General features: G+C 56.9%; 22 protein-coding genes. 12 read left to right on the forward strand and 10 right to left on the reverse strand.

Features of this window, described 5'->3' with window-relative positions:
* The first annotated feature begins 96 nt into the window (after positions 1-96).
* Positions 97-1767, forward strand: coding sequence for a hypothetical protein (locus FCL49_RS08230; RefSeq protein WP_174353149.1), 1671 nt, complete (start codon positions 97-99; stop codon positions 1765-1767).
* A gap of 57 nt (positions 1768-1824) precedes the next feature.
* Here FCL49_RS08230 and bioD read toward each other — a convergent pair whose 3' ends face one another.
* Genes bioD through bioB form a run of 4 tightly spaced genes read right to left on the reverse strand, consistent with a single transcriptional unit; the run spans position 1825 to position 5437 of the window.
* Positions 1825-2505, reverse strand: a complete 681-nt coding sequence (gene bioD / locus FCL49_RS08235) for a dethiobiotin synthase (RefSeq protein ID WP_174353150.1) — start codon at positions 2503-2505, stop codon at positions 1825-1827.
* A complete protein-coding gene (gene bioC / locus FCL49_RS08240) occupies positions 2498-3265 on the reverse strand; it encodes a malonyl-ACP O-methyltransferase BioC (RefSeq protein WP_174353151.1) in 768 nt (255 codons plus the stop codon). Before bioC ends, bioD begins: the two co-directional genes overlap by 8 nt.
* Entirely contained in the window at positions 3249-4400 is a 1152-nt protein-coding gene (gene bioF, locus FCL49_RS08245; protein WP_174353152.1) for an 8-amino-7-oxononanoate synthase, read from the reverse strand. Before bioF ends, bioC begins: the two co-directional genes overlap by 17 nt.
* Positions 4400-5437, reverse strand: a complete 1038-nt coding sequence (gene bioB, locus FCL49_RS08250) for a biotin synthase BioB (RefSeq protein WP_012005745.1) — start codon at positions 5435-5437, stop codon at positions 4400-4402. Before bioB ends, bioF begins: the two co-directional genes overlap by 1 nt.
* Before the next feature lie 88 nt (positions 5438-5525).
* Between bioB and bioA the strand changes: the two genes are divergently transcribed.
* Positions 5526-6800, forward strand: coding sequence for an adenosylmethionine--8-amino-7-oxononanoate transaminase (gene bioA, locus FCL49_RS08255; RefSeq protein ID WP_174353153.1), 1275 nt, complete (start codon positions 5526-5528; stop codon positions 6798-6800).
* 4 nt (positions 6801-6804) lie between these two features.
* Here the strand turns inward: bioA and FCL49_RS08260 are convergent, their stop codons facing one another.
* Positions 6805-7206 carry a YkvA family protein gene (locus tag FCL49_RS08260; protein WP_174353154.1) on the reverse strand — a complete coding sequence of 134 codons (402 nt, stop codon included), beginning with the start codon at positions 7204-7206 and terminating at the stop codon, positions 6805-6807.
* 167 nt (positions 7207-7373) lie between these two features.
* On the opposite strand from FCL49_RS08260, the gene FCL49_RS08265 reads away from it, so the two are divergent.
* The gene (locus FCL49_RS08265) at positions 7374-7856 is read left to right on the forward strand and encodes a kinase inhibitor (protein ID WP_174353155.1); all 483 of its coding nucleotides are present in this window, start codon (positions 7374-7376) and stop codon (positions 7854-7856) included.
* A gap of 173 nt (positions 7857-8029) precedes the next feature.
* Here FCL49_RS08265 and pgl read toward each other — a convergent pair whose 3' ends face one another.
* The gene (pgl, locus tag FCL49_RS08270; RefSeq protein ID WP_174353156.1) at positions 8030-9025 is read right to left on the reverse strand and encodes a 6-phosphogluconolactonase; all 996 of its coding nucleotides are present in this window, start codon (positions 9023-9025) and stop codon (positions 8030-8032) included.
* 167 nt (positions 9026-9192) lie between these two features.
* On the opposite strand from pgl, the gene FCL49_RS08275 reads away from it, so the two are divergent.
* Complete coding sequence (locus FCL49_RS08275) at positions 9193-10017, forward strand: pyridoxal phosphatase (protein WP_174353157.1); 825 nt, start codon at positions 9193-9195, stop codon at positions 10015-10017.
* Positions 10018-10049: 32 nt separating this feature from the next.
* Here FCL49_RS08275 and modC read toward each other — a convergent pair whose 3' ends face one another.
* The 4 genes from modC to FCL49_RS08295 form a co-directional block, all read right to left on the reverse strand.
* Positions 10050-11117, reverse strand: coding sequence for a molybdenum ABC transporter ATP-binding protein ModC (modC, locus tag FCL49_RS08280; RefSeq protein ID WP_174353158.1), 1068 nt, complete (start codon positions 11115-11117; stop codon positions 10050-10052).
* Positions 11118-11807 (reverse strand): molybdate ABC transporter permease subunit, encoded by a 690-nt coding sequence (gene modB / locus FCL49_RS08285; RefSeq protein WP_174353159.1) that lies wholly within the window; start codon positions 11805-11807, stop codon positions 11118-11120.
* Positions 11804-12577, reverse strand: coding sequence for a molybdate ABC transporter substrate-binding protein (gene modA / locus FCL49_RS08290; protein WP_174353160.1), 774 nt, complete (start codon positions 12575-12577; stop codon positions 11804-11806). Before modA ends, modB begins: the two co-directional genes overlap by 4 nt.
* 157 nt (positions 12578-12734) lie before the next feature.
* Complete coding sequence (locus FCL49_RS08295) at positions 12735-12878, reverse strand: AcrZ family multidrug efflux pump-associated protein (protein WP_174353161.1); 144 nt, start codon at positions 12876-12878, stop codon at positions 12735-12737.
* A 190-nt stretch (positions 12879-13068) separates the two neighbouring features.
* On the opposite strand from FCL49_RS08295, the gene modE reads away from it, so the two are divergent.
* The 8 genes from modE (at position 13069) to FCL49_RS08335 (ending at position 21123) form a co-directional block, all read left to right on the forward strand.
* A complete protein-coding gene (modE, locus tag FCL49_RS08300) occupies positions 13069-13860 on the forward strand; it encodes a molybdenum-dependent transcriptional regulator (protein ID WP_174353162.1) in 792 nt (263 codons plus the stop codon).
* A 90-nt stretch (positions 13861-13950) separates the two neighbouring features.
* Positions 13951-15423, forward strand: a complete 1473-nt coding sequence (gene modF / locus FCL49_RS08305; RefSeq protein ID WP_174353163.1) for a molybdate ABC transporter ATP-binding protein ModF — start codon at positions 13951-13953, stop codon at positions 15421-15423.
* 118 nt (positions 15424-15541) lie between these two features.
* Positions 15542-16114, forward strand: a complete 573-nt coding sequence (locus FCL49_RS08310; protein WP_174353164.1) for a cysteine hydrolase family protein — start codon at positions 15542-15544, stop codon at positions 16112-16114.
* A 136-nt stretch (positions 16115-16250) separates the two neighbouring features.
* Positions 16251-17069: a CPBP family intramembrane glutamic endopeptidase gene (locus FCL49_RS08315; RefSeq protein ID WP_174353165.1), complete on the forward strand. Its 819-nt coding sequence runs from the start codon at positions 16251-16253 to the stop codon at positions 17067-17069.
* Positions 17070-17344: 275 nt separating this feature from the next.
* A complete protein-coding gene (gene galT, locus FCL49_RS08320) occupies positions 17345-18397 on the forward strand; it encodes a galactose-1-phosphate uridylyltransferase (RefSeq protein WP_174353166.1) in 1053 nt (350 codons plus the stop codon).
* Complete coding sequence (gene galK, locus FCL49_RS08325) at positions 18394-19545, forward strand: galactokinase (RefSeq protein WP_174353167.1); 1152 nt, start codon at positions 18394-18396, stop codon at positions 19543-19545. The genes galT and galK overlap by 4 nt, the downstream gene beginning before the upstream one ends.
* The gene (gene galM / locus FCL49_RS08330) at positions 19539-20582 is read left to right on the forward strand and encodes a galactose-1-epimerase (protein ID WP_174353168.1); all 1044 of its coding nucleotides are present in this window, start codon (positions 19539-19541) and stop codon (positions 20580-20582) included. The genes galK and galM overlap by 7 nt, the downstream gene beginning before the upstream one ends.
* 202 nt (positions 20583-20784) lie before the next feature.
* On the forward strand, positions 20785-21123 hold the full coding sequence (locus FCL49_RS08335) for a PsiF family protein (protein ID WP_174353169.1): 339 nt from the start codon (positions 20785-20787) through the stop codon (positions 21121-21123).
* Positions 21124-21284 lie beyond the last annotated feature (161 nt).

Here is a 21284-nt window from a genome sequence, read left to right on the forward strand (position 1 = left end):
CAGCGAAGACCGAACTCCGTTTGTTGGAAATGACCAGACACTCCCTCCATATTCAACGGGTTTTCACAACCGTTAACTTGAACTGAGGGATAGACCATGGCCGATAACGATGCAAAATTTATCCAATATAGCGACCTGAACGGGAAGGTCTGGACTTTGCAAGATCGTCTTGATGTTGAGGGGATTTACGTAAAGTCTCGCGATGAGCTGATCAAGGCTCAAACCTTTATTACGGGCACATTAAAAAGACCGACAATTGTAAAATTCACCGCGCCGTTTGAGGTGTGGACGGCTCCCAAGACCGATATCGATGTCGGCTACGTTTATATTGACGGCAACGGTGTAAATATCACCACCAATATCCCCAACGGGACTGAAAACGACCACAACTACTTCCTGCGCTGCTATGCAACCCCTCTCGCGTTGGATAACGGGATCCCCATTCGCCCTGCACCAATCTTAAAGAACTTTACCGTCAAAGGGATTGGGGCAACTCAGTCTGAAGTACCCGGTCAAAAGACAGCATATAACTTTATCGATGGGATAGTGTTCCAATCACCGGAAAGCCTGTTGGGAAATTTTTCCGTTAATAACGTCTATATTTCCGGTTTTTATTACGGCATGTATTTTGGCACCAACGCGTACATTGGGCATCACTATGGCTGTGAGATCGTCCGTTGCTATGAGTGCGTCCATATGCCAGCCGCTAAAACCACTAATGTGCTACCATCACAAACTGGTGATAAAGATCCCACCGATCATAACTTTGGGGAAGGGATCAACTTCTTCGGTGGCACTCTTGGCAACTCTCAGGGGTTGGCTATCGGTAATAAGAACCAAAATGGCGCATTTCGTTTCTTCGGCACATCAATAGATTACGCGGGGGCGATTGTAAATGTAGAAGCTGGAAGCGTTGAGTTGCACGGCTGCCATATTGAGTTCGGTAATAGTAATAGCCCACTTTCTGATTCCCCCTTCCGCTGTAGCGCCAACCAGAATGCGTCATTACTTATTCAGGGTGGGGAGATCATTACGCTGCAAACCACTCTGGCCCAAGACTACTGTTTTTACGCCGAGGCGGGCAGCAGCGGAATTATCGTAGACAACGTTAAGTTCTATGGGGTGCGAACAGCGACCGGCCGTTATTTTGGCGGTACCGGCGACTTTGTGATTAAAAACAGTCGGCTCGATGGCGGCGGTGGCGGCAAGGGCATTCAGACCTTGACCACCGCCAATAATAACAAGCTCAAAGACGGTAATTTCTCATTTACCACCAAACCGTTTGGCTGGGAGGTTTCCGGTGGCAACGTTAGCAGTCCCTTTATCTCTGACGTCATTACCCTGGCTATTGAGGCCGGCGCAGGCGTTAACGGCAGCAATGCCCTAAAAGTGACCAAGCTGGGAAATACCAACTCCAGCGCCGGTTTACGACTGGTGGTTCCGGTATCGCAATATGAACAGTTGGGCGCCTGTTTTACCCTGAAAGCACTCAATGGCGGCACCGGCAATTTATTTGCCACACTCAGTTATGCCTGTATTCAGGAGACCGAAAGCAACGGCGTATCAATCGTCGCCAAGTCAGATGTGGCCGCCTGGGATGGCACTCTCAATGCCAGTGATTATGCCGAGTTTAAGGAATACCGTTTTAACGCCAACCGACGAAAAGTGCCGGTTTGGGCAACCCATGTCATCTTGTCTTTCAATTTGTATGCCTTAGCGAAAAACGGGGTGCTTTACTTAGATAATGCATGCATCACCGCCATGTAAAACGGCAGGTCGGTTTTTCTCCGTCCACGGTGGATCCGTGGACGGAAGGCTTAACCCTCAATGAGGTAAAACGCTCAAATCCAGGTAATGCCCCAAAGCCTGCCGTTCGGGTTCGGCCAGATGGGGGATTTCACCGAGCAACGGCGCAGGCAACATACGGCGCAGCGTGGCCAGATATTCCTGATGGCGACGGCCCGGAGGGCTGACGTCATTGGCGATCCAACCGACCAGCGACAACCCTGCCTGTTTGATAGCCTGTGCGGTCAGCAGCGCATGGTTAATGCAACCCAGCTTGATGCCCACCACCAAAATCACCGGCAGTTGCTCCTGCTGCACCCAATCGGCAAAGGTATGTTGCTCAGAAAGCGGCGTAAACCAGCCCCCGGCGCCTTCGACCAGCAGCCAGTCGGCTTTCTGTTCCAGATGGCGTAACCCGGCGGAAAGCTGGGCCAGTTCGATCGGCCGCCCTTCATCGGCGCTGACAATATGCGGTGAAGTCGGTTCGGCGAAAACGTAAGGGTTTACTTCCTGGTAACTTAGCGCAACCGCACTGTTAGCCTGCAACGCCAGCGCATCGCCGTTACGCAAGCCTTCGGCGGTCATCTCGCTGCCGGAAGCCACCGGTTTATAACCCACAGTACGGTAGCCTGCCAGATTGGCGGCCTGCAACAAGGCACTGCTGGCCACGGTTTTGCCCACTTCGGTATCGGTGCCGGTGACAAACCAACGCTTAATCACGATAAATCACTCCATAAACCAAATGATAACTGAGCGGAAACTGCCCGCGCCGGCGGGGGTAAGCCGCCTGCAAGGCCGCAAGCCGTCGGCGCGACAGCAGCCCGGCATCACGCCCCTGGTGCAAATGGGTCGCCCCGATCCCCTTGAGCGATCGCATCAGCGCCATCACATCCGGATAATTCAGGGTTTGCCACTCCACTTCCAACTGATGACGGTAGTCGGCGCAGGCGGCGCTAATCTGAGCCAGCGGCAGAAAATCATTCACATGGCGTTCGCCGTCCACCTGCTGCCAGGCATCGCCCAGTTCGCCCAGCGATCCTTGTGCCAACGTAGAAAACAGGATCACACCGCCGGGCCGGGTGACCCGATATAGCTCCGACAGCGCTCGCGGCAGGTCGCTGCACCATTGCACCACCAGGCTGCTGAAGCAGATATCCACGGCGGCGTCGGGCAAGGGCACATTCTCAATATCCCCCAGCAGATAATGATCCGCCGCCTGCTGCTGACGGGCAAATGCCAGCATGCCCGGCGCCAGATCCAGTGCAGTAACCTGTTTGCCGAGTTCACGCCAGCGGCGGCTAAAGTGACCGGTACCACAACCCGCATCCAGCAGTTGCGCGCCCGGGTGCTCCAGCCCGATCCCCAGCAAGCGCTCACCAACATCACGCTGCAGTACCGCCGCCGCATCATAACTGCCTGCGGCACGGCTGAAGGCCGAGGCTACCGCCTGCTTATTGACTGATTCAAACGCTGACGTCATGCAATACCTCCAGCAGACGATCGATATCCTGCGGCTGATGCGCCGCCGTCAGGGTAATACGCAAGCGCGCACCGCCCGGCGGCACCGTTGGCGGGCGGATAGCACTCACCCACAGGCCCTGTTTGCGCAGGTTTTGCGCCAGATCGAGTGCCCGTTGGTTGTCGCCCACCAGCAAAGGTTGAATGGCGGTAACCGACTCCGTCAGGGTCAGCGACAACTGGGCCGCCCCCTGACGGAAACGCTGAATGTTATCCTGCAACCGGGCACGCAATTCATCGCCCTGCCGGATGCAATGCAACGCCGCCTGCAATGCGCAGGCCTGTGCCGGTGGCATCGCGGTGCTGTAAATCAAATGGCGGGCAAACTGCAGCAGATATTCAGCGGTGGATTCATCGCACAGTACCGCCGCGCCGCTGAGGCCAAAGGCTTTGCCAAAAGTAACCACCAACAGCTCGGGCCTTACCCCCTGCTGCCAGCAGCTGCCGCGCCCCTGCTCGCCGTGCACGCCGATACCGTGTGCGTCATCTACCATCAGCCAGGCACCCGCCGCGCGGGTCAAACGGTGCAGCTCCGCCAGTGGCGCACTGTCACCGTCCATGCTGAACACCCCTTCGGTCACCGCCAGCATCTGGCCGTCGCAGGGTTTGGCCAGTAAATCAGCCAGCGCCTGTGGCTGATTATGGCGAAAACGACGCAACTGGGCCGGTGAGTGAGCTGCGGCCTCCAGCAAAGAAGCATGGCTGAGCCGGTCGGCTAAAATGCGATCCTCGGCCTGCATCAGAGCCGCCAGCAGCGCCTGGTTGGCGGCATAGCCAGAGATAAACAGCAATGCACGCGGATAGCCAAGCCAGTCCGCCAGTTGCTGTTCCAGCACCTGATGTGCCGTAGAAAAACCGGTAACGTGGCCAGAGCCCCCACTACCGACACCATACTGCTGCGCGCCCTGCTGCCAGGCAGCGATCACCTGGGCATGCTGGCTCAGGCCCAGGTAGTCATTGCCGGAGAAATTCAGGTACTGCTCGCCATTAAGCTGAATATGGCGACCATTGCCGCCCTGATTCACCTGACGGCGGCGGTAAGCGGCGCTCTGCTGCCGCTCCTCCAGCGCTTGTTCAATGCGTTGTTGCCAGCTCATTACAGTGCCGCGTTGTAAAACTCAGCGGTATCCGCCTGCATCAACTGTGCAGCCAGCGCCTGTTGCTGCTGGTTGTCGCCGTGCTCGGTTTCGGTCTGCTGCGGGTTCAGACCCAGTTTGCGGAACAGTTGCAGATCTTTGTCTTCTTCCGGGTTTGGCGTCGTCAGCAGTTTGCAGCCATAGAAGATGGAGTTGGCACCGGCCATAAAGCACATTGCCTGAGTTTGCTCGTTCATCTGCTCACGACCTGCGGACAGGCGCACGTAGGAAGCCGGCATCATGATGCGCGCCACCGCAATGGTGCGGATGAAATCAAAGGGATCGACGTCTTCGTTATCGGCCAGCGGCGTACCTTTGACCTTCACCAGCATGTTGATCGGTACGCTCTCTGGTGGCGTCGGCAGATTGGCCAACTGCACCAGCAGCCCGGCGCGGTCACGCACCGTTTCACCCAACCCGACAATGCCGCCGGAACAGACTTTAATGCCTGCGCCGCGCACTTTACCCAGGGTATCCAGACGTTCCTGATAGCTGCGGGTGGTGATGATGTTGCCGTAGAATTCCGGCGAGGTGTCCAGGTTATGGTTGTAGTAATCCAGCCCGGCATCCGCCAGCCGTTCCGCCTGCGTGCCGTCCAGCGTGCCCAGCGTCATGCAGGTTTCCATGCCCATCGCCTTCACCCCTTGCACCATCTGCTGCAGGTAAGGCATATCGCGCTCGTGCGGGTTTTTCCACGCCGCACCCATGCAGAAACGGGTCGATCCATTCGCCTTGGCCTTGCGCGCCGACTCCAGCACCTGCTCCACCTGCATCAGCCGCTCCGACTCCAGGCCGGTTTTATAGCGCGAGCTTTGCGGGCAGTACTTGCAGTCTTCCGGGCATGCGCCGGTCTTGATTGATAACAGCGTGCTCACCTGTACCTGACGCGGGTCAAAGTGCTGGCGGTGAACCGTCTGGGCTTCAAATAACAGTTCAAGCAGGGGTTTATCAAACAGGGTCTGGGCAAGACCCACTGTCCAGTGAATGCGATCGGCCATCATGGCGTCTCCAAATGAAAAAAGTGTCGTCAGTTTAATTATTGTGGATATACTGTCAACCATTATGAATTTGATTTGGTTTACAAGTATGTCTATCACTCAATCAGACCTTGAATTCGATCAGCGCCATATCTGGCACCCGTACACTTCCATGAGTCACCCGCTGCCCTGTTATCCGGTCGAAGCTGCCAGCGGCGTTGAACTGCAGCTGGCCGATGGCCGCCGTCTGGTTGACGGCATGTCCTCCTGGTGGGCGGCCATTCACGGTTATAACCACCCGCAACTGAATCAGGCCGCCACGCAACAGCTGGAAAAAATGTCGCACGTGATGTTCGGGGGCATTACCCATCCCGCCGCGATCGCCCTGTGTCGCCGCCTGGTAGCGATGACGCCGGAGGCGCTGCAATGCGTATTCCTGGCGGATTCCGGCTCGGTGGCCGTAGAGGTGTCGCTGAAGATGGCGTTGCAATACTGGCAGGCACGCGGGGAACGGCGGCAACGCATTTTGACCCTGCGTCACGGCTATCATGGCGATACCTTCGGTGCCATGTCGGTATGCGACCCGGACAACTCGATGCACAGCCTGTATCAGGGTTATCTGGCGCCGCACCTGTTCGCTACCGCGCCACAGTGCGGTTTCGATCAGGCCTGGGATGAGAACGATATCGCGCCGTTCGCCGCGCTGCTGGAACAGCATGCCGGGGAAGTGGCGGCGGTGATCCTCGAACCGGTGGTTCAGGGGGCAGGCGGCATGCGCATCTACCACCCGACCTACCTTAAGCGGGTGCGTGAACTCTGCGATCGTCATCAGGTGCTGCTGATTGCCGACGAAATTGCCACCGGTTTTGGTCGCACCGGCAAGCTGTTTGCCTGTGAACATGCCGACGTGGTGCCGGATATTCTGTGCCTGGGCAAGGCGTTGACCGGCGGCTATATGACACTATCTGCCACCCTGACCACTCGCCACGTGGCGGAAACCATCAGTAACGGTGCCGCCGGTTGCTTTATGCACGGGCCAACCTTTATGGGCAACCCGCTGGCCTGCGCGGTGGCCAACGCCAGCCTGTCGCTGTTGGCAGAAAACCGCTGGCAGCAGCAGGTCGCCGCTATTGAAAGCCAGCTGAAACAGCAGTTATTGCCGCTGAAGGCGCTGCCAAAAGTGGCGGATGTGCGGGTTTTAGGGGCGATCGGCGTGGTAGAGATGCGTGAATCTGTGGATGTGGCGCAGCTACAGCGTGGTTTTGTCGAGCGCGGCGTGTGGATCCGGCCATTCGGCAAACTGATTTATTTGATGCCGCCGTTCATCATTGAACCTGAACAGCTCAGCCGCTTGACCGCCGCCGTAGCAGCCGCAGTAGAGTAATAGATTACCAATGCTGGTCCAGATAACGGGCCAGCCACACCAGGGCCCCCACCCACAGCAAAATAATCATCGCTGCCGCCATCCGGCCGGTAGGATTATCGATTCGCCGTTGTGCTTTCTCGCGAAACTCCACCATCAGCGGTTTGGGGATCAGCCACACCGCGAGCATGATGCCCAACGGCACGATAATCACATCGTCCAGATAGCCCAATACCGGAACAAAATCCGGGATCAAATCTATCGGCGATACCGCGTAGCCCGCAACCAGCAGGGCGACCAATTTGGCATACCAGGGAGTGCGCCGGTCACGGGCCGCCAGCCACAATGCATAAATGTCACGCTTGATGCCCCTGGCCCAGCGCCGCAGCCAGCCAAACCACGGCGTGCGTTTTTTGAATGAAATCATGATTACTTTATATCGGACTGTGAATGATAGTTATCGCGAATGTAGCCTCGCGGTTAATTATGGTAACCCATAGATAAGGCGACTGGCGAGATACAATGCTGCTTGTGTTGTTCCGGCAAAACAGTCTAGCTTAGGGGTTCTGCTTTTACCGACAACAGGGAGTCACCATGACTTTTCGTTTGTACAGCAATGAGTTGCAGGACGGCGCAAAAATGCCGGAGCGTCAGGTATTTAACGGTATGGGTTATCACGGCGATAATCTGTCACCGCATCTGGCGTGGGATGGCGTGCCGGAAGGCACCAAGAGCTTCGTGATCTCGGTTTATGACCCCGATGCCCCGACCGGCTCCGGCTGGTGGCACTGGGTGGTAGCCAATATCCCGGCGGCAACGCGTGAACTGCCGCCGGGCGCTGGCTCCGGCAAAGGTGGCTTACCGGCCGGTGCAATCCAGACCCGCACCGATTTTGGTTCTGCCGGTTACGGCGGCGCGGCCCCACCACAAGGCGAAAGTCACCGCTATCACTTCACCGTACATGCGCTGGACGTAGAGAGCATTGAGGTGGATGAAGGCTCCAGCGGCGCACTGGTTGGTTTTAACGTGCACTTCCATAGCCTCGGCAGCGCTTCACTGACGGTGAAATACAGCTGATTATTGGTTAATAAAAGGCTCTTTCGAGCCTACTTTCCAATAATTCATACCCTATGGATTTCAAGTTGCAGCTAGGCGACCAGCTCGCTCATCCCCAGGCGCTTACTTAAGTAAGTAACTGGGGTGAGCGAGTGCAGGTAACAACGCTGCAGCTTGAAAGACGACGGGGATTTTTACTTAGCCAAGATGCTTACCCACATCGGCCCTTTCCCTACCGGATACCGTGCCAATGTGGTCAGCTTGCCGCTGGCCTGATCTATCTCATACACCCCGATATGACCGGACTTCTGGCCGGACGAAATCACAAAGCGGCCACTGTGGTCGATATTGAAGCCGCGCGGCTGCTCTTCGGTCGGATGATAACCCACCACCGACAAGGTGCTGCCATCTTCGGACACGCTGAAAATAGTCAGGATGCTGGCGGTGCGGTCACTGGTGTACAGGAAACGGCCGTTCGGCGTGATGTGGATATCCGCCGCCCAGCGGGTGCCGTTGAAATCGCTCGGCATGATATCCAGCGTTTGCACCAGAGTATATTTGCCGCCGTTTTCGCTGATGGCGAACACGTCTACCGTGCCATCCAACTCATTGACGCAGTAAGCATATTTGTCGTTATGGTGGAATGCCATATGACGCGGGCCGGCGCCGCTGGCCGTCGCCACGGCTTCCTGGCTGTGTGGCGTCAGTTCGCCTTGCAAGTCCAGATTAAACAGGCGGATGCTGTCTTCCTTCAGACAAGGCACCAGCAACAGTTGATTGGTCGGGTCGATATTGGCCGAGTGCGGCGCGGTCAAACCGTCGATCTGCTGGATAGGTGCTACCACCACGCCGTCATGGCCGATAGGGCTGACGCTGGCACAGTTGCCGCTGTAAGAAGCGGAAAACAGATAGCGCCCCTGCAAATCGGTGGAGATATGGGTTGGGCTGCCTGGCAGCGGCGCCATACCGGCCTGTTGCAGTTTGCCATCCGCCTCAATGCGATAGCTGACAATACCGAAAGCCGGACGCACACCCACGTACAGATGCGTTCTGTCCGGGTGGATCGCCATCGGTTGTACCTGGCCCGGGGCTTCGACGGTCTGCAGCAACTCTAACGCACCCGCGTCGCTTAACTGCCACACGTGAATTTGTTGGCTTTCCGGGCTGGCGACATAAACGATTTGCTTCATGTATTCTCCTTGAATAGGGTAAAAGAGAAACCGGTTTCAGGTTTTTCGGTTTCCCCTAGCTTACCTCACATCCGTGACGCGTTGCAGATGAAATCTGTGCGGTTTTATCCGTCGCTTATCCGGTGTACCATCGGTTTAATTTTGTTGCTAACTATAATGAGATCTCTATGAGCTACCGCGTCATTGCCCTCGATCTGGATGGCACCTTGCTGGACAACCAAAAACGCATTTTACCGCAGTCGTTGGCAGCCCTGGCCCAGGCGCGCGCCGCCGGCGTCAAGGTAGTGGTAGTCACCGGTCGCCATCATGTGGCGATCCACCCGTTCTATCAGGCGCTGGAGATAGACACTCCGGCAATCTGCTGTAACGGCACCTATTTGTATGACTTCCAGCAGAAAAAAGTGCTGGCGGCCGATCCGCTGGAAAAAGATCAGGCCAGGCTGGTGTTGCAGATGCTGAAACAAAGCGACATTCATGGCCTGATGTACGTGGACGACGCCATGCTGTATCAGGAGCCGAGCGGTCACGTCACCCGTTCACTGGCCTGGGCCGAAACCCTGCCACCGGCGCAACGCCCAACGCTGTTGCAGGTTAACAGCCTGGTTCAGGCGGCCGATGAGGCGCAGTCGATCTGGAAGTTCGCCACCTCGCACGCCGATATTCCTGCACTGCGTCGCTTCGCCGAAACGGTAGAAAAGGAGCTGGGGCTGGCCTGCGAATGGTCGTGGCACGATCAGGTCGATATTGCCAAAGGCGGCAACAGCAAAGGAAAACGCCTGCAGCAATGGGTGGAGTCACAGGGTTTAAGCATGAGCCAGGTGGTGGCCTTCGGGGATAACTACAACGATCTCAGCATGCTGGAAGCGGTAGGTCTGGGCGTCGCGATGGGCAACGCAGATGATGCCATAAAACAACGCGCCGATCTGGTGATTGCCGATCACCTGCAGCCGGGCATTGCCGAAGTCATCCGCACTCGCGTTTTGGGTCAGTAATGCCATTGCCCTCCCCACCGGGAGGGCTTAATTCAACGCGCTTCGCGGCTGATCGACACGCTTTTGACCTGCGCATACAGCCACTGCCCCGGCCGGATCGCCAGTTCGTCACGCGCCCACGGCGTAATACGCGCCCAGAGTACGCTTTCTCCTACCGCCAGTTTCACCTCCACCTGCCCGTCAACCTCCAGGCACTCGGTCACCCTGGCCGGCAAGACGTTGCGGATACTGCTGTTGACCGGCGGTTGCAATACCAGCGAAACATCGGCGGCGTTGATGCGGATACGCAGTTGGGCACCCAGGGCGGCGTCAACGCCGCTGACCCACAAACGTTGATCACCCAACGCCAACGCCGTCATCGCATAACGCGCGTGATGTTCAATCACGCTGACGCGCAGCACGCTACTTTGATCCTCTCGCTGCAACCAGGGTCGCAACGCGCTGCTGGCCCACACTTCCTCCAGCCCGCCGAACGCCCGCACCTGACCGTTATCGAGCACCATCACCTGCTCCGCCAGACGCAGAATTTCGTCCATGCTGTGGCTGACGTAGAGAATGGGGATATTAACGTCCTGCGCCAAACGTTCCAGATAGGGCAACAGCTCGCGCTTGCGTGGCAAGTCCAGCGAGGCCAGCGGCTCGTCCATCAACAGCAACTCTGGCGCAGTCAGCAAGGCGCGACCAATCGCCACCCGCTGTTTTTCACCGCCAGACAGCGTCAACGGCAGGCGATTAAGCAACGGACCGATGCCCAGCAGTTCGACAATACTGTCGAACTGCGCGCGCATACCGGCCGCCATACCGTATTGCAGGTTGCCGCGCACCCGGTAATGCGGGAACAGACGTGCATCCTGAAACACATAGCCAATGCGGCGTTTTTCCGGCGGCAGGCACAGGCCACGCTCGGTATCCACCAGCGTGCGGCCATTGAGCACGATACGTCCCTGCTGCAAGCGGGTCAGGCCGCCGATGGCATTGATTAATGAGGTTTTACCGGCGCCGGACAGGCCAAAAATAGCGGTAATGCCCTGAGCGGGCAGATCGGCGCACACGTTAAGGTTCAGATCGCCAAGGCGTTGGGAGAAATCCAGCTCCAGCATTTACACGCCCATCCGTTTGCGGCCCCAGCGGGCCAGCCACTCGGAAACCATCAGTGAAACCAGTGACAGCACAATGGCAATCACGCACAGACGCGCCGCGGCAGCTTCTGCCCCCGGCGTTTCAATCAGGGTATACATCGCCAGCGGGATGGTGCGCGTCTCGCCGGGAATATTGGAAACAAAGGTAATGGTGGCACCGAACTCGCCCAGCGAACGGGCAAAGGCCAGCACCACACCGACAATCACCCCCGGCAACGACAGCGGCAGCGTAATGGTGAAAAACACCCGCCATGGGTTGGCCCCCAGGGTTCTGGCAGCCTGCTCCAGCCGGGTATCCACCGCTTCCAGCGCCAGCCGAATGGCTCGCACCATCAGCGGGAACGCCACTACCGCCGAAGCCAGCGCTGCACCGCGCCAACTAAAGCTGAAACTGAAACCGAACCAGTGGTACAGCCATTCGCCAATCACACCGCGCCGCCCCATGGCAATCAGCAATAAATAGCCGACCACTACCGGCGGCAGTACCAGCGGCAGGTGAATAATACTGTCCAGCAGCGACTTGCCGGGAAAGCGGCAGCGTACCAACACCCAGGCCATCAGAATGCCAAAGGGTAAGCTGCATACCACCGCCAGGGCGGACACTTTCAGGCTCAGCTCAACCGCCTGCCACTCGTACTCACTCAAAATCATTTACGCGGGGAGAATCCATAATGTTTGAAAATAGCCGCCGCTTCCGGGCTCTTCAGGTAGCTGTAGAACGCGCTGACGGCCGGGGTTTGATGGCCTTTAACGACCGCCATCGGGTATTCAACCGGTTTGTGGCTGTCTTCCGGGAAGATGGCCACCACGCTGACTTTATCACTGGCTACCGCGTCTGAGCCATAAACAATGCCCAGCGGCGCTTCGCCACGTTCCACCAGCGCCATGGCACTGCGTACGTTGTTGGCACGCGCCAGTTTAGGCTCCAGTGCGGTCCAGGCCCCCAGATTTTGCAATGCTTCCTTGGCATAGATGCCGGCCGGTACGTGATCCGGGTCGCCCACCGACAGGCGGCCGCCATTGAGCAGCTTCGTCCAGTCAGTCTGCTTATCGAGCGTGATTTTAGCCTGTTTGGCATCTTTGGCGGCGATCAGCACCAGTTCGTTACCCAGCAAGGTATAACGGGTGTCTTTGACCATCTGCTGTTTGTCGATGGCATAATCCATCCACTGTTGATCGGCGGAGATAAACAAATCGGCCGGAGCGCCCTGCTCTATCTGGCGTGCCAGCGTGGAAGAGGAAGCAAATGAGGAGACGACCTGAACATCCTTGCCCTTCTGATACTCCGTCGCGATGTCCTGTAAGGCATTAGTTAACGACGCCGCGGCAAAAACGGTCACTTTCTCCGCCGCAGAAGCCTGCATAACCATACCGGACATCAGTACGATACCGCCGACCCACTTGGTCCATTGCTGTTTCATTGTTTTCTCCGCAAGTTAACGTGCATTATCACTCTTCGTTATATAAAAAATAATATAACGTCGCGCAGAAGCTTGTCATGCGGTTTATCGGCACAGTGGGAGATAACTTGAGAAACACCCGCCGAACGACGCCGACGGGTATAGAGAAAGGGTGGTGCTAGGTGCGGTTCTCTTTAGCATGACCCACTTTGGAGAAGACGTTGAATACCTCACCCAAACCGTAGATCAAACCGAGAATGATGGCCATGACAATTGGCACCATTATTACGGCGAACAGCAAACTTTCCAATAATTCCAACATGGTAGCCTCACTTAACTGCCCATTGAGCGGTAATGAACACCGCCACGTATGTTTTACTTTAAACCAAAATACGCACTAAAACGTGGCTATTTTAAAGACTGGAGGAAATTTGTAACCGGCCAAACGTGCCATTTGGCGCTTTGCCCATAAATCAGCGACAATAACCCTTTTGCAGCCGACAGGACGTGTTATGCAGGCCGAAATTCTTCTTACTCTAAAACTCCAGCAAAAACTGTTCGCCGATCCGCGCCGCATCGCGCTGCTTAAGCAGGTCCGACACACCGGCTCCATCAGCCAGGGGGCCAAGCTGGCAGGCATCAGCTATAAAAGTGCCTGGGACGCGATAAACGAAATGAACCAGTTGGCGGAGCAAACGGTGGTGGAACGCGCTACCGGCGGCAAAGGCGGCGGCGGCGCTCAGGTGACCCATTACGGTGAACGGCTGATCCAGCTTTACGATCTGCTGGGGCAGATCCAGCAAAAAGCCTTCGACGTCCTGCAGCAAGACAACCTGCCGCTCGACAGCCTGCTGGCGGCCATCTCCCGCTTTTCGCTGCAAACCAGTGCCCGCAACCAGTTCTTCGGTACGGTGATCGAACGCGATCACCAGCAGGTGCAGCAACATCTGGATATCTTGCTTAACGACGGCAAAACCCGTCTCAGTGCAGCCATTACCCAACAAAGCGCCGATCGACTGCAGCTCTCGCCCGGTAAAGAAGTGCTGGCATTGATTAAAGCGCCTTGGGTGAAGCTGAATACCGACCCGTCTTTGGCCGGTGCGGCAGACAACTCGCTGGCAGGCGTGGTGGCCAGCATCCAGCCGGGTGCCGATCACAGCGAAGTATTGGTCACGCTCACCGGGGGCGAAACCCTGTGCGCTACCCTGACTACCCCAGAGCTACAGCAGCTTAAACTGCGCCCAGGCAGCGCGGTGTACGCCATGTTTAACGCCGACCGGGTGATTGTCGCCACGTTGTGTTAAACGCAACGTAACGTTGCATTTTTGCCGATTGACATCCCCCTGCAATGCGCCTATTTCTAAACAAAATAATTGCATAAAAAGGAACAGGTGATGTCGTCGTTGCACATTTCGCAAGGTTCATTTCGCTTAAGCGATACCCGCACCCTGACGCTGGATGCGCTGGCTATTCAGGCCGGCGAAAGCTGGGCCTTTGTCGGCGCCAACGGCAGCGGTAAATCAGCCCTGGCTCGCGCGCTGGCCGATGAGCTGGTGTTATTGAGCGGTGAACGGCGCAGCGATTTCAGCCATGCGGTGCGCATCTCTTTCGAACAGTTGCAAAAACTGGTCAGCGACGAATGGCAACGCAACAACACCGACCTGCTTAGCCCTGGCGAAGAAGATACCGGCCGTACCGTGGCGGAAATCATTCAGGAAGAGCTCAAGGACCCAGCCCGCTGCGCGCAATTGGCCGAACAGTTCGGCATTACCCCGCTGTTGTCACGCCGCTTCAAATATCTTTCTACCGGCGAAACCCGCAAAACCTTGCTGTGTCGGGCGCTGATGCCGCAACCCGACCTGCTGATCCTCGATGAGCCTTTTGACGGGCTGGATGTCAATTCGCGCGCCCAGTTGGCGGCGCTGATGAGCGACCTCTCTGGGCATGGCTATACCCTGGTGCTGGTACTCAACCGTTTTGACGAGGTGCCGGACTTTATCCGTCAGGTAGGTGTATTGGCAGACTGCACTTTGGCAAGCCAGGGAACGCGGCAGCAGGTGATGGCAGACGCACTGGTCGCTCAACTGGCACACAGTGAAAACCTGGATGGCCTGTCGCTGCCGGAAACCGAGGATCCGGCGCAAAAAACCACGTTGCCGGCAGATCAACCATTAATCACCCTGCGCGATGGGGTGGTCAGTTATAACGATCAACCGATCCTTAACCATCTCGACTGGCAGGTTAACCCCGGTGAGCACTGGCAGATCGTCGGCCCGAACGGCGCCGGTAAATCCACCCTGCTCAGCCTGATCACCGGCGATCATCCTCAAGGATACAGTAACGATCTCACCCTGTTCGGCCGCCGTCGCGGCAGCGGGGAAACCATCTGGGATATCAAACGACATATCGGCTACGTCAGCAGCAGCCTGCATTTGGACTACCGCGTCAGCGCCAGCGTGCGTACCGTCATCCTGTCCGGTTTCTTCGATTCGATTGGCATTTATCAGGCGGTGTCCGATCGCCAGCGGCAATTGGCCGACCAATGGCTGGCACTGCTGGGGTTGGGTGGCTCAAAGGGTGAAGCCCCGTTCCACAGCCTGTCCTGGGGCCAGCAACGGTTGGCATTGATTGCCCGCGCGCTGGTCAAGCACCCGGCGCTGCTGATCCTCGACGAACCGCTACAGGGGTTGGATCCGCTCAATCGCCAACTGGTGCGCCGTTTTGTCGACGTGTTGATTGGCCAGGGTGCAACCCAGCTGTTGTTTGTCTCGCACCATGCAGAGGACGCACCACAGAGTATTACCCACCGCCTGAGCTTTGTGCCTGACGGCGATGGCTATCGCTACCAACGCGATACACTAATCTGAAAAATCCGGATGGGTGGCTTTACCACTCATCCGATGACATATCCGGCAACACTTCCCCGGTAACACATCACATTTGGCCTTTTATCATAAGGGGAAAGGATTCGTTTCTGGAGACACTATGTCCGCCGCACTGATTATTATCGATCTTATCGACGATCTGATTGGCCCCAAAGGACGTGCAAATCATTGCCGTGAACAGGCGATCGCGCAAAATCTGATTGCCAACACCAATGCCGCTGCGGCTTACGCTCGGGTACGCAAAATTCCGGTGATTTGGGTGCGCGTCGGCTTTGCCGATGACTATCACGACATTCCTGCCCACTCGCCGCTGTTCAACCACCTAAAACAGATCGGTGCGCTGCGTTTAAGCAGTGTGGGTTGCCAGTGGGATAAGGATTTGCAGGTCTTACCGGCAGATTTTCAGTTCGAAAAGAACGGAGTTTGCGCCTTTGCCGGTAACAATTTGTTAGCCTGGCTGCAGCAGCATCACTGCCATCATTTGTTGCTGGGCGGCGTCAGTACCCCGCTGGCAATCGAGAGCACTGCCAGACAGGCGCACGACGCCGGTTTTCAGGTCAGCATCTTGCAGGACTTGTGCGCCGCGCCGACGCTGGAGATGCACCAGCAGAGTCTGGATATTCTGCAAAATCTGGCGGAAATCACCCGCTCGTCGGCCTGGATGAAAGGTTAAAGGCACCATTTACGCCACTGCCCCGACCTTTACTGTAACTTCACTGTGCTACTATCCGAATTAGCGCTCAATTTCGCCATGATCACACGCCGCAAAGGCACTGAGCGCCGTGTACATATTTTAAAGGGACATAGTTATGTGGGGCGTACTGGCTACGGCGTTATTCTTTTTGCCATTTAACCGGCTTATTGCCTGGGTCATTTTGGCCGCATCGGCAGGAATGGGGATGTACCACGGGGTACTGACCCCGCTCAGCCTGGCGTGTTTATTAGGTATTGTCGCTCTTGCAGGATTGCGGCACCATTTTCGTGCTCAGCGCAATCTGGCGGTTCCACTCGAAGTGCTGGTGGTCGCAAGCTGTGTGGCGCTATTCCTGCATTGGGTGCCGGGGTTCCATAACCAGTTGATGATTGACGGTGAGAAAGCCGGCCCATTGAGCGCGCCGTTCACCATGTATTACAACTTCGACAAGGCGCTGGTGCCCTTCCTGCTGTTTGCCTGTTTGCCTACGTTGTTTGCCGCACAAACCGGTAAAAGTGCTAACAGATCCGCTTGGATCGCGCTGATTATCAGCGTCCCGGCACTGCTGCTGGTGGCGGTGGCGCTCGGCGGCCTGAAGATAGAACTGCATGCCCCAGCCTGGATCCTGGCGTTTGTCATGGCCAACCTGTTCTTTGTCTGTATGGCCGAAGAAGCCCTGTTCCGTGGCTATCTGCAGCAACGTCTTAGCCAATGGCTGGGCGCCTGGCCGGCATTGATTATCGCCGCATTGATCTTCGGCGCAGCGCACCTGGCCGGCGGTATGCTGATGGTGGCTTTCGCTACGCTTGCCGGACTGATTTACGGTATTGCGTGGATGTGGAGCGGCCGTCTGTGGGTGCCGATTCTGTTCCACTTTGGGCTTAATCTGACCCATCTGCTGCTGTTCACTTATCCGCTGTACCAACACCCCTGATCCTCAGAACCGGCAGGCCAACCCCTGCCGGTGAAAACGCTATCACTTCCTTCTGACTGTTATTTCACTCCCCTATTGTTCCTACTGTATTGGCGGTGATCCTGGTTGTGTCATACTGTGTAAACGATTCCATTTTTCGCTCTGGATCACCTTTTTGCCTTGGATGGCATGCTATATTTTTGGCCATAGTTATCCATTTACATGAGTCAAAGGTGCGTTAGCGGCAGGTGAAAGCGATTACACGCGGCCGTATCGACCAAGAAAAAGGAACCGTCATGACGGATTTTAATCCCATCGATCATCCCCATCGCCGCTACAACCCGCTGACCGGTCAATGGGTATTGGTATCTCCGCACCGCGCCAAGCGCCCCTGGCAGGGCCAGCAGGAAGCCACACAGACTGAAACACTGCCGCAGCACGATCCGGACTGCTTCCTCTGCCCAGGGAATACCCGCGTCACCGGTGATAAAAACCCGGATTATCAGAACACCTATGTGTTCACCAATGACTTTGCCGCGCTGATGACGGACACCCCGCTGGCGCCGGAAAGTCAGGATCCGTTAATGCGTTGTCAGAGCGCTCGTGGCACCAGCCGGGTGATCTGCTTCTCCCCCGATCACAGCAAAACGCTGCCGGAGCTAACGCTGCCGGCACTGGAAAGCGTGATCGCCGCCTGGCAGGAACAGACTGCCGATCTGGGGCGCAGTTATCCGTGGGTGCAGGTATTTGAAAATAAAGGTGCGGCGATGGGCTGCTCCAACCCGCATCCGCATGGTCAGGTTTGGGCCAACAGCTTCCTGCCGAATGAAGCTGAACATGAGGATCGCCTGCAGCGCGAGTATCTCCAGCAGCACCAATCCTCAATGCTGCTGGACTACGTGCAGCGCGAACAGGCTGACGGCAGCCGCACGGTGGTGGAAACCGAACACTGGCTGGCGGTAGTGCCTTACTGGGCTGCCTGGCCGTTTGAGACGCTGTTACTGCCGAAAAACGCAGTGCAGCGCATTACCGATCTTGACGCCGCACAGAGCAGTGATTTGGCGCTGGCATTGAAAAAGCTCACCAGCCGTTACGACAACCTTTTCCAATGTTCCTTCCCCTACTCTATGGGCTGGCACGGCGCGCCATTCAATGATGCGGATAACCGCCACTGGCAGCTGCATGCCCATTTCTATCCGCCACTGCTGCGTTCCGCCACGGTGCGTAAATTTATGGTGGGTTATGAGTTGCTGGCGGAAACCCAGCGCGATCTGACTGCAGAACAGGCCGCAGAACGTCTGCGTGCCGTTAGTGATATTCATTACCGTGAAGCCGGAGCCAAAAAATGAGTTTGAAGAACCTTACCCATACCCTGTTTACCGAACGTTTTGGCTATGCGCCCACGCTGACTATCCAGGCCCCTGGCCGGGTGAATTTGATCGGCGAACACACCGACTATAACGACGGTTTTGTGCTGCCGTGCGCCATTGACTATCAGACGGTGATCGCCTGTGCCAAACGCGACGATCGTCAGATCCGGGTGATCGCCGCCGATTATGAAGGCCAGCAGGATCAATTCTCGCTCGACAGCCCGATCGTCAGCCACCCTGATCAACGTTGGTCGGATTATGTGCGCGGAGTGATCAAACACCTGCAGCAGCGTAACGCCGATTTTGGCGGCGCGGACCTGGTGATTTCCGGTAACGTACCGCAGGGCGCCGGCCTCAGTTCTTCTGCCTCGCTGGAAGTTGCCGTTGGGCAGGCCATGCAGGCGCTGTATGCCCTGCCGCTGGATGGCGTGGCACTGGCGCTCAATGGCCAGGAAGCAGAGAACCAATTCGTCGGCTGCAACTGCGGGATTATGGATCAGTTGATTTCCGCACTCGGCGAAAAAGACCACGCGTTGCTGATCGATTGCCGCACATTAGAGACCCGGGCGGTATCGGTGCCGGAAGATATTGCCGTGGTGATCATCAATTCCAATGTGAAGCGCGGATTGGTGGACAGCGAATACAACACTCGTCGCGAGCAGTGTGAAGAGGCCGCACGCTTCTTCGGCGTCAAGGCGCTGCGCGACGTCAGCCCGGATCTGTTTATCCCGATCCAGCATGAACTGGATCCGATCGTCGCCAAACGAGCGCGCCACGTGATCAGCGAAAACGATCGAACCCTGGCCGCAGCCGATGCGCTGGCCGCCGGTGATATGAAACTGATGGGCAAATTGATGGCGGAGTCACACGCCTCAATGCGTGATGATTTTGAAATTACCGTACCGCCGATTGATCGGCTGGTAGAGATCGTTAAAGCGGTTATCGGCGATCGCGGCGGTGTGCGCATGACCGGCGGCGGCTTTGGTGGCTGTATCGTGGCCTTGATGCCGTTGGCGCTGGTGGAGCCGGTTCGTGAAGCCGTGGCACGCGAATATCCGTTGCAAACCAACGGGCTGAAAGAAACCTTTTACGTCTGCAAAGCATCAGAGGGGGCCGGAACATGCTAAGCGACAGCCAGACGCTGGCTCCGGACGGCCAGCCTTACCAGTTGATCCAGTTGAAAAACGCCGGCGGAATGACGGTCACGCTGATGGATTGGGGCGCTACCTGGCTTTCCGCCGTGTTACCGCTGAAATCAGGCAAAACGCGTGAACTGCTGCTGGGTTGCCAAACACCGGCGGATTACCTGCAGCAGGCCGCCTATCTGGGGGCTACCGTCGGCCGCTATGCCAACCGCATCGCTAACGCCAGCCTGTTGATTGACGGCAAGCCGCATCCGCTGGCGGCCAATCAGGGGGAACACCAGTTACATGGCGGGCCGGAAGGCTTCAACAGCCGTCGCTGGCGGATTGTTCAGCAAGATGAACAGCAGGTGAGCTACGCGCTGCATTCGCCAGACGGCGACCAGGGTTTTCCCGGTAACCTCGACGTGCAGGTCAACTATCGGCTCACCACCGATAATCGCCTGGAAATCAGCTATCAGGCACGGACCGACAGCGCCTGCCCGGTCAACCTGACCAATCACGCCTACTTCAACCTGGACGGTGCCGGCACCGATGCCCGTCACCAGCGGCTGCAACTGTTTGCCGACCGTTATCTGCCGGTCGACAGCGAGGGTATCCCCAGCGCCTCCCTTACTCCGGTGGAAGGCAGTGGCATGGACTTTCGCCAGCCGAAAACCCTGCTGCAGGATTTTTTGAGCGATCGCGACCAGCAACGGGTAAAAGGCTACGACCACGCCTATCTGCTGCACCGTACCTGTGGCGCTCTGGATTGCCCGGCAGCCCACCTGTGGTCGGCCGATGGCCAGGTGCAAATGAGCGTGTTCACCAGCGCACCGGCGTTGCAGCTCTACAGCGGTAATTATCTGGGCGGTACCCCGGCGCGTGACGGCGGCAGCTATGCCAATTACGCCGGTGTGGCGCTGGAAAGCGAGTTTTTGCCAGACAGCCCAAACCATCCGGAGTGGCCGCAGCCCAGCTGTTGGTTGCAGCCGGGGCAGCAATATCTCAGTGCCACCCATTATCAGTTTTATCCTATTTGACTTTGACCCGCTACGCCCCTTGCCACGCGGCAGGGGGCCGTTTGTTATAAATGCTTACCTTTTTACCCTTCGCCCCCACAGGGGGTCGCCTTTCCTTATTCCAGGGCGCGCACTAGAATCAGGCTACGGTGATAAGCACAACACCTTGTGCAAGGTCACAATTTTCGGCCACCCCGGCCGGTCAATAGCTGAAGGAACACCTATGCGTCTGATTACTGCACTTCCATTACTGGCAGGTTTACTGCTGAGCTCAAACCTGATGGCTGCCGAAACTGCGACAAAAACGCCATCACCGGCGCAGGCTGCACAACAGAAACGCATGACCGATTGTAATCAACAGGCTTCCAGCAAAACGCTGAAAGGCGCGGACCGCTCCACCTTTATGAGCACCTGCCTGAAATCCGAAGGCACCACTGCGACCAAAACCCTGACTCCGCAACAGCAGAAAATGAAAACCTGTAACGCCGACGCCAAGACCAAAAGCCTGACGGGCGATGCGCGTAAAACCTTTATGAGCAATTGCCTGAAAAAATCGGCCTGATCCCCCTGCTCCTACGGCACGGCTGAATTCCCTTTAGCCGTGCTGTACTCCCAACCGGCGCCCGCCTGATCGATTCAGCTTTTCCTCGGCACAGCACTTACTTTGCGGCAAGAAATTGGCTATGGTTAAACACTATCGATTGCCGAGCCACCGGCCGCGGC

Origin of the sequence: Serratia proteamaculans, from assembly GCF_013337185.1 — a bacterium.
Classification (GTDB): domain Bacteria; phylum Pseudomonadota; class Gammaproteobacteria; order Enterobacterales; family Enterobacteriaceae; genus Serratia; species Serratia proteamaculans_D.